The sequence below is a fragment of the Acidovorax sp. ST3 genome (assembly GCF_003231145.1).
Classification (GTDB): Bacteria; Pseudomonadota; Gammaproteobacteria; order Burkholderiales; family Burkholderiaceae_C; genus Acidovorax.
Genome location: NZ_QKVP01000002.1, coordinates 471,545 through 483,855, shown reverse-complemented (window position 1 = coordinate 483,855; position 12,311 = coordinate 471,545). Strand labels below are relative to the sequence as shown.

General features: G+C 64.9%; 10 protein-coding genes. 4 read left to right on the top strand and 6 right to left on the bottom strand.

The window, feature by feature from the left end:
• Positions 1–179 precede the first annotated feature (179 nt).
• Both DNK89_RS07110 and DNK89_RS07105 read right to left on the bottom strand, forming a co-directional pair.
• Positions 180–1,481 (bottom strand): tryptophan--tRNA ligase, encoded by a 1,302-nt coding sequence (locus DNK89_RS07110; protein WP_110959500.1) that lies wholly within the window; start codon positions 1,479–1,481, stop codon positions 180–182.
• 63 nt (positions 1,482–1,544) lie between these two features.
• Positions 1,545–2,213: a site-2 protease family protein gene (locus DNK89_RS07105; protein ID WP_099729566.1), complete on the bottom strand. Its 669-nt coding sequence runs from the start codon at positions 2,211–2,213 to the stop codon at positions 1,545–1,547.
• Between the two features lie 255 nt (positions 2,214–2,468).
• Between DNK89_RS07105 and DNK89_RS07100 the strand changes: the two genes are divergently transcribed.
• Positions 2,469–3,617, top strand: coding sequence for a methyl-accepting chemotaxis protein (locus DNK89_RS07100; RefSeq protein ID WP_110959499.1), 1,149 nt, complete (start codon positions 2,469–2,471; stop codon positions 3,615–3,617).
• A 142-nt stretch (positions 3,618–3,759) separates the two neighbouring features.
• Here DNK89_RS07100 and DNK89_RS07095 read toward each other — a convergent pair whose 3' ends face one another.
• Both DNK89_RS07095 and DNK89_RS07090 read right to left on the bottom strand, forming a co-directional pair.
• Positions 3,760–4,395, bottom strand: a complete 636-nt coding sequence (locus DNK89_RS07095) for an L-threonylcarbamoyladenylate synthase (RefSeq protein WP_056060901.1) — start codon at positions 4,393–4,395, stop codon at positions 3,760–3,762.
• A gap of 97 nt (positions 4,396–4,492) precedes the next feature.
• Complete coding sequence (locus tag DNK89_RS07090) at positions 4,493–5,350, bottom strand: 3',5'-nucleoside bisphosphate phosphatase (protein ID WP_110959833.1); 858 nt, start codon at positions 5,348–5,350, stop codon at positions 4,493–4,495.
• A 218-nt stretch (positions 5,351–5,568) separates the two neighbouring features.
• On the opposite strand from DNK89_RS07090, the gene DNK89_RS07085 reads away from it, so the two are divergent.
• The gene (locus DNK89_RS07085) at positions 5,569–7,347 is read left to right on the top strand and encodes a methyl-accepting chemotaxis protein (protein ID WP_110959498.1); all 1,779 of its coding nucleotides are present in this window, start codon (positions 5,569–5,571) and stop codon (positions 7,345–7,347) included.
• 127 nt (positions 7,348–7,474) lie between these two features.
• On the top strand, positions 7,475–7,699 hold the full coding sequence (locus DNK89_RS07080; RefSeq protein ID WP_110959497.1) for a 4-oxalocrotonate tautomerase family protein: 225 nt from the start codon (positions 7,475–7,477) through the stop codon (positions 7,697–7,699).
• A gap of 11 nt (positions 7,700–7,710) precedes the next feature.
• Here the strand turns inward: DNK89_RS07080 and recJ are convergent, their stop codons facing one another.
• A complete protein-coding gene (gene recJ / locus DNK89_RS07075) occupies positions 7,711–9,435 on the bottom strand; it encodes a single-stranded-DNA-specific exonuclease RecJ (RefSeq protein ID WP_110959496.1) in 1,725 nt (574 codons plus the stop codon).
• Complete coding sequence (locus DNK89_RS07070) at positions 9,432–10,394, bottom strand: phosphoglycerate mutase (RefSeq protein ID WP_110959495.1); 963 nt, start codon at positions 10,392–10,394, stop codon at positions 9,432–9,434. Before DNK89_RS07070 ends, recJ begins: the two co-directional genes overlap by 4 nt.
• A 64-nt stretch (positions 10,395–10,458) precedes the next feature.
• On the opposite strand from DNK89_RS07070, the gene DNK89_RS07065 reads away from it, so the two are divergent.
• Complete coding sequence (locus DNK89_RS07065; RefSeq protein ID WP_110959494.1) at positions 10,459–12,279, top strand: ATP-dependent endonuclease; 1,821 nt, start codon at positions 10,459–10,461, stop codon at positions 12,277–12,279.
• Positions 12,280–12,311 lie beyond the last annotated feature (32 nt).

Sequence of the window (12,311 nt, the reverse complement as noted above, 5' to 3'; positions counted from 1 at the left end):
TACCGGGTGATGGAAGGGTGTTTGAAGCCTTTTTGGCTGGTGGCGCTAGTGGAATATGCCTGAGTAGCTATCAAAAATGTAGCTTTTTGGACATTGGAAAGAGTGAAAAAAAGCCCGCAGCCTTGCGGCTCGGGCTGTGTGCTTTGCGCGGGGCGCGCCGTGCGCGTGGGGGGCGCAGCTTATGCAGCGGCGGCTTCGGCCAGCGCCTGCAGGGCGGCCGTTACCTCGGCGGTGTCCACACCGTCCACCGGTGCCAGGCGCGGGGCCAGGGTCTGCAGCGCTGCGCTGTCCTTTTGCAACTGGGCAATGGCCTGGCCGGCCTCCTTGGGCGCGTCGAAGCCCGTGCTCTGCAGCAGCAGGCGGCCGTCGGCGGCCACGAGCTTGAAGTAGAACTTGCCGTCGGCCTCGCGGTACTGCTTGAAGGCGGGCAGCGCAGCTTTGGCGGCCTTGGCCGGTTTGGCAGCCGTGCTGGCCTGCACCAGGCTGCGCAGGCCCACGGCGCTGCGCAACTCGCGGATGAAGGGCGTGGCCAACGCTCGGGCGCGCTCGGCGCCGGCCAGCAGGGTCTGTTCGATGCGTGCGGGGTTGTGGATGAGTTCCTCGTACTGCGCGCGCATGGGGGCGATCACCTGGTCCACGCGCTCCAGAAGCAGGTGCTTGGCGTCGCCCCAGGCAATGCCGTCGGCATAGGCCTTGCGCAGGGCCTCGGTCTCTTCGGGCGTGGCAAAGGCCTGGTAGATCTGGAACAGGGCCGAGCCTTCGACTTCTTTGGCCTCACCGGGCGCGCGCGAGTCGGTCAGGATGCCGCCGATGAGCTTTTGCAACTGCGCGCGCGAGCTGAACAGCGGAATGGTGTTGTCGTAGCTCTTGCTCATCTTGCGGCCGTCCAGCCCGGGCAGCGTGGCCACGTGGTCGTCGATGGCCGCCTCGGGCAGCACAAAGTGCTCGCCGTACAGGTGGTTGAAGCTGGCTGCCATGTCGCGGGCCATCTCGATGTGCTGGATCTGGTCGCGGCCCACCGGCACCTTGTGGGCCTTGAACATCAGAATGTCCGCGCCCATCAGCACCGGGTACATGAACAGGCCTGCTGTCACACCGTCGTCCTGCTCGCGCCCGGCGGCGGTGTTCTTGTCCACGCTGGCCTTGTAGGCGTGGGCGCGGTTCAGCACGCCCTTGCCGGTCACGCAGGTCAGCAGCCAGGTCAACTCGGGAATCTCGGGAATGTCGGACTGGCGGTAGAAGGTGACCTTTTCGGGGTTGAGCCCTGCGGCCAGCCAGCTGGCTGCGATCTCCAGTGTGGAGCGCTGGATGCGCATCGGGTCTTCGCACTTGATGAGCGCGTGGTAGTCGGCCAGAAAGTAAAAGCTCTGCACGCCGGGCGTGAGGCTGGCCGCCACCGAGGGGCGGATGGAGCCGACGAAGTTGCCCAGGTGGGGGGTGCCGGTGGTGGTGATGCCGGTGAGAAAACGGGTGGTGCTCATGGGAAACAAAAACTCAGCAGATCAAATGAACAGAAAGTGGCAGGCTCGCAAGCTGTGCTGCGCTCAGCGCAGCAGGGCCGTCAGCGGGGTGAGTAACAGGTTGATGGCGGTGTAGCCCACAGCCATCAGGGGGCGCAGCCACAGCGTGCCCACCACCCCGGCGATCACCAGGCCCATCACGATGAAAAAGCCCCAGGGCTCGATGCGCGACACCATGTGCGCCTGCCGCCAGGGCAACAGGCCCACCAGAATGCGCCCGCCATCGAGCGGTGGCAGCGGAAACAGGTTGAAGGCCCACATCACCAGGTTGACCATGACCCCGGCGCGTGCCATTTCCAGGAAGAAGCGCTCCTCGATCCCCGTGCCCACCAGCACCACCAGCAGCACGGCCCAGGCGATGGCCTGGATGAAGTTGGACGCAGGCCCGGCCAGGGCCACCCACACCATGTGCTTCTTGGGGTTGCGCAGATTGCCGAAGTTGACCGGCACTGGCTTGGCATAGCCGAACAAAAAGGCGCCCGAGGTTGCAAAGTACAGCAGCAGCGGCATCAGGATGGTGCCGACCGGGTCGATGTGCTTGAAGGGGTTGAGCGTGATGCGCCCCATCATGTACGCGGTGTTGTCGCCAAAGTGGCGCGCCGCGTAGCCATGGGCCGCCTCGTGCACGGTGATGGCAAACAGCACCGGCAGGGCGTAGATCAGAACGGTTTGGATGAGATTGGAGGTGTCCACGCCGGGATTGTCTCAGACGCCCCGCTGTCCCCGGCGTTGCCAGGGTGACCCGGCGGGTGTTCAGACGCCTGGCGGCAACCGCGTATTGTGGGTTGTACGTATGCCGACGGGTCTCCAGGCGGGGTGTTCGTTGCTAGCATCAACCTCTTGCCCGCAGCCCGTGTCAGTTTGTGCAAGTTCGTGCCCTTTGGCGCGCAGCGCTGCGTGGCGGCCCCTCCCACAAAGACATACAACAGGCCTGGAGACATTGAAGCCATGCGGAACAACTTGAAGATCGGAACTCGCCTGTTGCTGGCGTTTGGCGGCCTCGCACTCGTGGTGCTGTTGCTGATGGTGATGGCTCTGTCCGGCATCGGCGGTGCCGAGCAGGCGCTGCAGGGCGCCACGCCCCCGGCCCAGGCGGCGCTGGCACAGTTGCAAAGTGCGCGCAACTGGGTCATCGGTTGCAGCGTGGTGGTGTTTGTGCTGGCCCTGGTGGCCACGCTCAGCCTGCGCGCCAGCATCGTGGCGCCGCTCAACCAGGCCATTCTGATTGCCGAAACGGTGGCGTCTGGCGACCTGAGCCAGGAGTTCAACTCTGACCTGGAGGGCGACTTTGGCCGCCTGCTGGGTGCGCTGGGCACCATGGAAGACACGCTGACCGACCTGGTGTCCCGCATCAAGCAAAGCACCGATTCGATCACCGCTTCTGCGGCAGACATTGACCACGGCAACACCGACCTGTCGCGCCGCGCGGAAGACCAGGTGTCGTCTCTGACCGAGACGGCGGCCAGCATGGAGCAGCTCACGGCCACCGTGCGCCAGAACGCCGAGCGCGCCCACTCGGCCAGCGGCCTCGCCGTGCAGGCGTCGGCCATTGCCGAGCAGGGTGGGTCGGTGGTGGGCGAGGTGGTGCAGACCATGCAGGCCATCAGCGGCAGCTCGCGCAAGATCGTGGACATCATCCAGGTCATCGAAGGCATTGCCTTTCAGACCAACATCCTGGCACTCAACGCTGCGGTGGAGGCCGCGCGTGCTGGCGAGCAGGGCCGGGGCTTTGCCGTGGTGGCCAGCGAGGTGCGCAACCTGGCGCAACGCAGCGCGGTGGCCGCGCGCGAGATCAAGGCGCTGATCAGCGCGTCGGTCGAACAGGTCGAAAGCGGCGCTGGTCAGGTGGGCAAGGCGGGCAAGACCATGGAAGAGATCGTCGGCGCCGTGGGCCAGGTCAGCGCCCTGCTGGGCGAAATCTCCACTGCCCTGCGTGAGCAAAGCGAAGCCATCAGCCATGTCAATGTGGCCGTGTCGCACATGGACGGCAGCACACAGGAGACGGCCTCGCTGGTGCAGCATGCGGTGAGCACGGCGTCGGCCCTGTCGGCGCAGGCACGCGATCTGGAGCAGGCGGTCGGGGCGTTCAAGCTGTGATGAGTCTCTGAGCCGCCGCGCGGCTCCCCCTTCTAGGGCGCGTTACCGGCGGCAGGGCGAAGCGCGCTGCACGGCGGCGAAAGTATCGGGCGTGGTGCCGCTCTTGCGGCGGGCTCTTTCAGCGGGCTTTTTTAGTGGGCTCTTACAGCCCCAGCGCCTGCAGGCTGCCCCGGCCTTCGCGCACCACCACCGGGTCGCCGCCGGTGCCCATGGGGGTCAGGTCCACCACCGTCGTGGGCTCCAGCGGGCACGCCCCGGCATCCACGATGGCGTCCACCAGCTTTTCGTAGCGCTCGCGGATTTCCTGCGGGTCGTTCAGGGGCTCGGTCTCGCCCGCTGGGATCAGCGTGGTGGCCAGCAGCGGGGCGCCGTGCAGCTCCAGCAGCAGCTGCAGACCCTTGCGGTCGGGCACCCGCAGGCCAATGGTCTTGCGCGAGGGGTGGCTCACGCGGCGGGGCACTTCCTTGGTGGCTTCAAGGATGAAGGTGTAGGGCCCCGGCGTGCCCAGCTTGAGCAGGCGGTACTGGCGGTTGTCCACCCGTGCGTAGTTGGCCAGTTCCGACAGGTCGCGGCACAGCAGGGTGAGGTGGTGTTTTTCGTCCACCTGGCGGATGCGGCGCAGGCGGTCCACCGCATCCTTGTCGTCCAGGTGGCAGACCAGCGCGTAGCTGGAGTCCGTGGGCACGGCCACGATACCGCCCTTTTGCAGCAGCAGTGCGGCCTGCTTGAGCAGCCGGGGTTGCGGGTTGTCGGGATGGGCTTCGAAGTACTGGGCCATGGGGCAGGTTTTCAGTGATGCGTGGCGCTGCGTGTGGGTGCCTTGCCGGGTGGCAGGTCGTCCAGGGGGCGGCTGGCGCGGCTGCGGCAGCGCGGGGTCATCGCAAAATCCGGTCGGACAGCAGTTCCCACACGGGGGTCAGTGCACCGGGCAGCAAGGGGAGTGTGCCCAGGTCGGTATGCGATTCGTCGGGGCTGTGGAAGTCGCTGCCACGCGATGCGGCCAGGCCAAACTCCTGCGCCATGTCGGCATAGGTCACGTACTCGGCCGCGCTGTGGCTGCCGGTGACGACCTCGACCGCCCGGCCACCGTGCTGCTTGAATTCCGAGAACAGTGCGAATTCTTCGTTGGCGCTGAATTTGTAGCGCGCCGGGTGGGCGATCACCGCCATGCCCCCGGCCTGCGTGATCCAGCGCACGGCGTCGCCCAGGCTGGCCCAGCGGTGGGGCACATAGCCGGGTTTTCCTTCGGTCAGGAACCTGCGAAACACCTCGGAGGTGTCCTTGCACACGCCGGTTTCGACCAGAAACCGCGCGAAATGGGTGCGCGAGATGAGGGCCGGGTTGCCCACAAACTGCAGTGCGCCTTCATAGGCACCCTTGATGCCCACCTGGGCCAGCTGGGCCGCCATCTCCTGCGCCCGTTCGCCGCGCCCGCCGCGTGTGGCGGCCAGGCCCTGGGCCAGTTGGGCGTCGTCGGGATCAAAGCCCAGGCCGACGATGTGGACGGTGGTGTCGGCAAAGGTGACCGAAATCTCGGTGCCGGTGAGGTACGCCATGCCCTGGGCCCGGGCAGCAGCAGCAGCGCGGTGCTGGCCGCCGATTTCGTCATGGTCCGTCAACGCCCACAGCTCGACCCCGTTGGCTTTGGCCCGCGCGGCCAGGTCTTCGGGCGTGAGGGTTCCGTCGGAAACGACGGAATGGCAGTGCAGGTCGGCGTTGAGGATGGAAGTCACCAACCCATTTTAGGCTTTGCGCCGTCATTGTGTCGGGGGCATTGCTGTCAGCCACTGCAATGGTGTCGGTACCGGTGGATATGCGGGTTTGTCCCGGGGGCTGCGAGGCCTGCCGGGGCCGCAGGCTGGCGTAGGCTTATGGCCCGCATTTGATGTAATCGAATGTTTCATGGCGATGAATGACCGACCATGAAGAACGACTCACGAGGAAAAGAGCCATGCAATTCGACAATATTCGCGTCTCCCGTAAGCTGTGGGGCGCCTTTCTGGGGCTCATGATTGCCATGTTGCTGATGTCTGCGTTTGCGCAGAACCGGGGCAACTCGTCGATGTCGGCGGCCATGGACGCCGTGGTCGAGATCGAGGCGCGTATTTCGGCTGCCGTGCGCTGGCGGGGCGCCACCGAAACCGCCGTCACCATGGTCATGGGCGGCGCAGTGACCACGGATTCCGTGTTGGCTGAGCAATACGGTGCCAAGGTGAAGGAGATCATCGGCAACATCAACAAGGTGCAGGAAGGCATCGTGGCGGCTGCCACCGCGCCCGAGGAAAAAGCCTCGCTCGACAAGGTGCTGGAGGCCCGCAAAGCCGTGCTCGCCGCCACTGCCAAGACCTGGGAGCTGAAGGGCGCGGGCGACGCTGTGGCCACCCAGCGCTATGCGGACGAGGAATTCGCCCCCTTGGTCACCAAGTACCTCAAGGCGCAGGACGACTTTGTGGCCACGCTCGAAAAGCGCCGCGACGTGATCCGCGCCGAAGCCACCCAGCGCCGCATTGAATACGCCATCACCGGCATCATCAGCTCCATGGTGCTGATGGCGGCCGGCCTGTTCCTGGCCTGGAAGCTGGTGCGCTCCATCACCCTGCCGCTGAACGAAGCGGTCGAGACCATCGATGCCATTGCGGCAGGCGATCTGACGCGCGAACTGCAATCCACCCGCAAGGACGAGTTCGGTCACATGCTGCGTTCGCTGTCGGCCATGTCGGCACGGCTGCGCGGGGTGGTGAGCGAAGTGCGCCAGGGGGTGGACTCGGTGTCGTCGGCGTCGGTGGAGATTGCCAACGGCAACCACGACCTGTCGGCGCGCACCGAGCAGACGGCCTCCAACCTGGAAGAGACGGCAGCCAGCATGGAACAGCTCACAGCCACCGTGAGCCAGTCGGCCGACACGGCTCGCCAGGCTAACCAGCTCGCTGGCACGGCCGCCCAGGCGGCAGCGCGGGGTGGCGAAGTGGTGAGCCAGGTGGTCACCAGCATGCAGCAAATTACCGACAGCAGCCGCAAGATCAGCGACATCATCGGCACCATCGACGGCATTGCTTTCCAGACCAACATCCTGGCGCTGAACGCTGCGGTGGAAGCCGCCCGTGCGGGCGAGCAAGGCCGGGGCTTTGCGGTGGTGGCCAGCGAAGTGCGCAGCCTGGCCCAGCGCAGCGCCGAGGCCGCCAAGGAGATCAAGACCCTGATCAGTGCCAGCGTGGAGAACGTGGAATCTGGCTCAGCCCAGGTGGCGCAGGCCGGGCAAAGCATGGAAGAGATTGTTGCCAGCGTGCAGCGCGTGAGCGACCTGATCGGCGAGATCACCGCCTCGGCCACCGAGCAGCGGGACGGCATCGCGCAGGTCAACCAGGCAGTCACGCACCTGGACCAGATGACACAACAGAACGCGGCGCTGGTGGAAGAATCCACGGCCGCAGCCGCCTCGATGCGCGACCAGGCGCAGCACCTGGCGGAGGTGGTGTCGGTGTTCAATGTGGGTGCGGTGGCCACCCGGGCGCCGGCGGCGGCGGCCCGCGCTGCAGCACCTGCACCGTCGCCCTCACCACGGCCCGCCGTGGCCAAGGCAACGGCCAGCGCGCCCCGCGTGGCGTCGGCCGCTGCGCCGAAGCCCCCAGCGCCCGCCCCGGCGCGCCTGCCCGCCGCCAAGGCACCAGCCCCAGCGCCCGCAGCCAAGGCAGCGGCGCAGGGCGGCGATGATGATTGGGAAAGCTTCTAAATCGATAGCTGCCAGCGCATGACCATCAAGCGCTGGCAGCTATTTTTGCGATCAGTATTCCGGCCGATTTGACAGCAAGGCAGCGTGAGCTGCCTTTTGTTTTGGTGCACCTTGAAAGGATTCTCCGATGCCCTTGGTCAACATCCGCCTGGCGCGCCGCGACGTGCCCACTACCGCAGCCCAGAAAGCCGCATTGATTGCCGGCGTGACCCAGCTCATGCAGCAGGTGCTGGACAAGCGGCCGGAAAGTGTCACCGTCATCATTGACGAGATAGACCCTGAGAATTGGGGCCAAGGCGGCGAGCCGGTCACGGAGATCAGGCGCCGAAGCCAGGGGCCGACGCAGGCTTGAGCTGTGGCGCGCTAAACCTGCGCGCCTTCGACCAAAAACTGCACCTTGCGCTCGCCCTTCCACTCGTTCACATCCAGGCGGAAGGCCAGCAGCACCCGGGCGGGCAACTGCTCTGTGTGACCGAACCAGATGGCATCCACGGGGTTGCCCTGGTGGATGAGCTTGAGCGACAGGTGGTTCTTGGCCTCACCCACCAGGCGCTGGCTCACGATCTGCACCTCTTCGCTGAAGGTCGGGGGCGCAAAGCCCTGGCCCCATACCTCGCGGTGCAGGGTGTCCACGATGTCGGCGCGGCAGTATTCAGGGGCCAGCGGGCCGTCTGTCTCGATGCGGCGGGTGAGGGTGGCGGCGTCCAGCCATTCCTGCGCGACCTGGGCAAACGCCTGCTCGAACACGTCGAACGATTCCTCTGCCACGGTGCAACCTGCCGCCATGGCATGGCCACCGAACTTGAGGATCACGCCCGGGTGGCGCTTGGCCACCAGGTCCAGCGCGTCGCGCAGGTGAAAGCCGGGGATGGAGCGGCCTGAGCCTTTGAGCTCATGCTCCTTGCCCGGCGCGCTGCTGGCTGCAAACACGAATGTGGGGCGGTGCAGCTTGTCCTTGATGCGGCTGGCCACGATGCCGACCACGCCTTCGTGAAAGTGGGGGTCGAACACGCTGATCGCGGGCGGGGGCTCCTCGCTCTCGTCAAACAGGCTCTCGGCCATCAGCATGGCCTGTTCGCGCATGCCGCTTTCAATGTCGCGGCGCTCGCGGTTGATGCCGTCCAGTGTGGCGGCCAGCTCAGCTGCGCGGCCCGCATCGTCGGTCAGTAGGCATTCAATGCCCAGCGTCATGTCCGCCAGGCGGCCCGCAGCGTTGATGCGTGGGCCCAGGGCAAAGCCGAAGTCGAAGGTGGTGGCCACTGGCGCCTTGCGGCCAGCGGCGTGGAACAGGGCGGCGATGCCCGCGGGCATCTGCCCCGCGCGGATGCGCTTGAGGCCCTGGGCGACCAGGCGGCGGTTGTTGGCGTCGAGCTTGACCACGTCGGCCACGGTGCCCAGCGCCACCAGGGTGAGCAACGGGTCGAGCTTGGGCTGGGTGGCGGCGTCAAACACGCCACGCGCACGCAGCTCGGCGCGCAAGGCCAGCAGCACATAAAACATCACGCCCACCCCGGCCATGGACTTGCTCTCGAACGGGCAGCCGGGCTGGTTGGGGTTGACGATGGCGTCGGCGGCGGGCAGTTCGGGGCCGGGCAGGTGGTGATCGGTCACCAGCACCTGCAGGCCCAGGGCCTTGGCCTCGGCCACGCCGTCCACGCTGGCGATGCCGTTGTCCACGGTGATGAGTACATCGGTCCCGCGCTCCGCCACGCGGCGGGCGATGGACGCGGTCAGGCCATAGCCGTCGGTGACCCGGTCGGGCACCAGGTAGTCCACGTTCTGGGCGCCCAGCAGCCGCAGGCCGCGCACGCCCACGGCGCAGGCGGTGGCGCCGTCGCAGTCGTAGTCGGCCACGATGATGAGCCGTTGGTTCTGCGCCATGGCATCGGCCAGCAGGCGGGCGGCCGCGTCAATGCCCTTCAAGCCCTGGTCGCCACTGGGCGGCAGGAGGCGGCCCAGGCCATCGTCCAGCTCGTCCTTGGCCTGCACACCGCGCGCGGCGTACAGGCGTGCCAGCAGCGGGTGCACGCCGGCCTGCTCCAGCGCCCAGGCGGCGCGGGGCGGAATGTCTCTGGCTATTATTTTCATAGCTGCACCAACATGTTCGACCAGCGCATGGGGCGAAAAAGGCCTTGAAACCGCTGCACAAGGCTGCGCGGAGCGGTGTGGAAGCCCAGCGCATTGCGTTCGCCGCACAGGGTCAGCTGCACGGGCGAGCCGCTTTCGGCCTGGCGCAGCAGATCGGCCACGGGGCCTGCGTCCAGCGCGGCCCAGGCACTGGCCCAGGCACGCCAGTCGTCGTGCAAGGCGGCGTCCCGCAGGGTGGTGGGCATGTGGGGCGGTGGAGTGGATGGGGTGGCGGGCGGTGGGCCAGCCAGTGCGCCCGTGCCGTGCACCCAAAACGAGTTGACGACCGGCAGCCCCTGCGCAGAGCGCTCCTCGTTGAAGGCGTGGGTGTACAGCAGCATCTGCATTTCGCTGTGCAGGCGGTGCAGGGTGCGGGCCTGTTTGGCATCGGGCATCCAGGCGCGCACGTCGCGCAGCAGCACGCGCTCCAGCGACGCGGTGGCCAGCTCGGCAAACAGCGGTCCGCTGGCCAGCCAGCGCGTGGGTTGGTCGTAGTGCAGGGTGATGCCGTCCTCGGCAAACCAGGGCGAGACGATGCCCAGCAGCGCGCGGGATGCAGCTTCATCCAGGCCCAGTTGCGCCGGGTCGCGCAGCGTGACGTGGTCGGTGCTGACCTGCCATTGGCAGGGGGTGACGAAGGCCCAGGCCTCGCCGTGGGTGGTCAGACCTTGCTGATGGCGGTGCCAGGCCGCCCAGGGGATGCGGCCGTCCTGAGCAGACAGGCCCAGGGCGCGGGCCAGGGCACGTTCATGGGGGGCGGAGTAGCTGGTTTCTTCGCCGGTGTCGTTGTATTCGGGGCGGGGGCTGAGCCGGGCCAGCAGCCGGTCCAGGTGGGGCAGGGCCAGGCCCTGTTGGGCTTGCTGGCATCCCGGCGAGGCGCTGGCGGCGTAGGGAATGAGCAAATGGGTGGTGTCCGACATCCCTCTATTGTCCGGGATGCCACAATCGCTGGTTTACTGAATTCACTCTACGGCGAGTACCCACATGCGGCTGTTGCACTACCTCGAAATCGAGAACTTCAAGCGCTTCGGTGGCAGACAGCGCATTGAGTTAGACCATCCAGCGGTACTGATCGGCCCCAACAACTGTGGCAAGACCAGTGCCATTCAGGCTCTAGCACTATGGTCCCAAGCCGTGCGTACGTGGTATGACGTACGTAAAGATTCCACAGCCAAGGAGCGCACTGCTACAGCACTCAATCGGCTGAATATCGTGGCAGTGCCAGTGCAACGGACGAGATTTTTTTGGCACAACACGCAGGTTCGTGCTGGCAGCAAAGACATTTCACTCGTTATTACGGTGGGCGTAGAGTTCCAGGGCAAGGTTGTGGCGCTATCGATGCGTTTTCGCAACCAAGGCGATGAACTGGTCTACTGCAACCCGGATGCTGCGGTGGCGGGTGATCTTGCTTTGATGAAACACGCCGCCGCGCTTCGGGTGGAACTGCTGTACCCGATGTCAGGTCTGGAAACTGAAGAGCCCTTACTACAGCCGGGACGAATTGACGTTCTGCTTGGGCAGGGGCAGACGGCGCAGGTACTGCGAAATCTGTGTTTGATAGTGCACCGATCTTCCAGGGACGACTGGTACCGAGTCGCCTCCTTAATGCAGCGGTTGTTCAACGTCACACTGTCTGATCCACAAGAAACCACGCGAGGAAGCGTGGAGTTGCAGTACCGCCAGCCAGGAGTGAAAGAGGCGTTGGATGTGTCCTCAGCAGGGCGAGGCTTCCAGCAGATGCTCCTGATCTTTGCGTATCTGTACTCGCACAAGGGCAGCGTACTGTTGGTGGACGAGCCTGATGCGCATTTGGAAATTTTGCGGCAGAAGCAGGTGTACGTACTGCTCCGTGATATTGCTAGCGAGAATGGATCGCAGGTGGTGGTGGTTACGCACTCTGAGGTCATTCTGGACGAGGCGCTGGACATCAATCTGACTCTACTTTTGGATGGACGGGCTGATGATCTGGCGCGAAAACAGGACATTCGCAACAGTCTCAAGCATTTCGGCGCCGAGCACTACGTGAAGGCGCGCGAGCGCGGATATGTGCTGTACGTTGAAGGCGGCACCGACGTGGATATGTTGCGCGCTCTCGCAGAGCGGTTGGACCACCCCGTTGCTCGTCAGTGGGATGAACGGATTAATTCCTTCTACGTGCAAAACAATTACCCGGATAGAAACCTCGAAGCCGAGTTGGAGCGGGTGGAGGGTGGATTTGGTGTGACGCCCCAGCAGCACTTCAATGGATTGCGAAATCTTTTGCCTGAACTGCGAGGACTTGCAATCTTGGACAACGATGGTCGAGAAAAGCAGAACGTACTTGATGGGCCTCTAAAGATCGTTTATTGGAAGCGGTACGAGGCTGAAAACTACTTCATTACTCCCGACTTGCTTCGACGGTATGCCGCGAGCCAATATCCAGCAGATGACCTTTTTGCTCAGCAGGCACTGACCGCGATTGACGAAGTGCTAGATGCCTTGGTGTTGAAGCAGGTCTTCGATGGCGTGCAAGCTGATTTCGATGTGTGGCGACAAGCTGGTTCCGAGGCATCAAGAGTGCTTTGGGAGGCCAAAACCGAGCGACGTAAATTGAGTGCATTCGCTGAGGAGTTTTTTCGTGAGTTGGCAGCCCGATTAGGCGGAGGGCTGCTTTTGCGAAAAGGCGAACTGCATCGGCTAATCACACTCGTGCCTCCGGCAGCAATTCCTGCCGAGGTCAAGGAAAAACTTGATCGATTGGCAGAGGTCTTCCCGACACAGGTCAATGCCGAAGGCATGGATAAGGTGGATGCGCCACCTGCATGATGAATGCGAAAAACCCAGTTTCACGGAGTCTC

What these genes read in the sequence shown, in the direction of transcription:
- DNK89_RS07100 (WP_110959499.1), top strand. Translation starts at nt 2,469, where the DNA reads ATGCGGAACAACTTGAAGATCGGAACTCGCCTGTTGCTGGCGTTTGGC.
- DNK89_RS07085 (WP_110959498.1), top strand. Translation starts at nt 5,569, where the DNA reads ATGCAATTCGACAATATTCGCGTCTCCCGTAAGCTGTGGGGCGCCTTT.
- DNK89_RS07065 (WP_110959494.1), top strand. Translation starts at nt 10,459, where the DNA reads ATGCGGCTGTTGCACTACCTCGAAATCGAGAACTTCAAGCGCTTCGGT.
- DNK89_RS07080 (WP_110959497.1), top strand. Translation starts at nt 7,475, where the DNA reads ATGCCCTTGGTCAACATCCGCCTGGCGCGCCGCGACGTGCCCACTACC.
- recJ (WP_110959496.1), bottom strand. Translation starts at nt 9,435, where the DNA reads ATGAAAATAATAGCCAGAGACATTCCGCCCCGCGCCGCCTGGGCGCTG.
- DNK89_RS07095 (WP_056060901.1), bottom strand. Translation starts at nt 4,395, where the DNA reads ATGGCCCAGTACTTCGAAGCCCATCCCGACAACCCGCAACCCCGGCTG.
- DNK89_RS07070 (WP_110959495.1), bottom strand. Translation starts at nt 10,394, where the DNA reads ATGTCGGACACCACCCATTTGCTCATTCCCTACGCCGCCAGCGCCTCG.
- DNK89_RS07110 (WP_110959500.1), bottom strand. Translation starts at nt 1,481, where the DNA reads ATGAGCACCACCCGTTTTCTCACCGGCATCACCACCACCGGCACCCCC.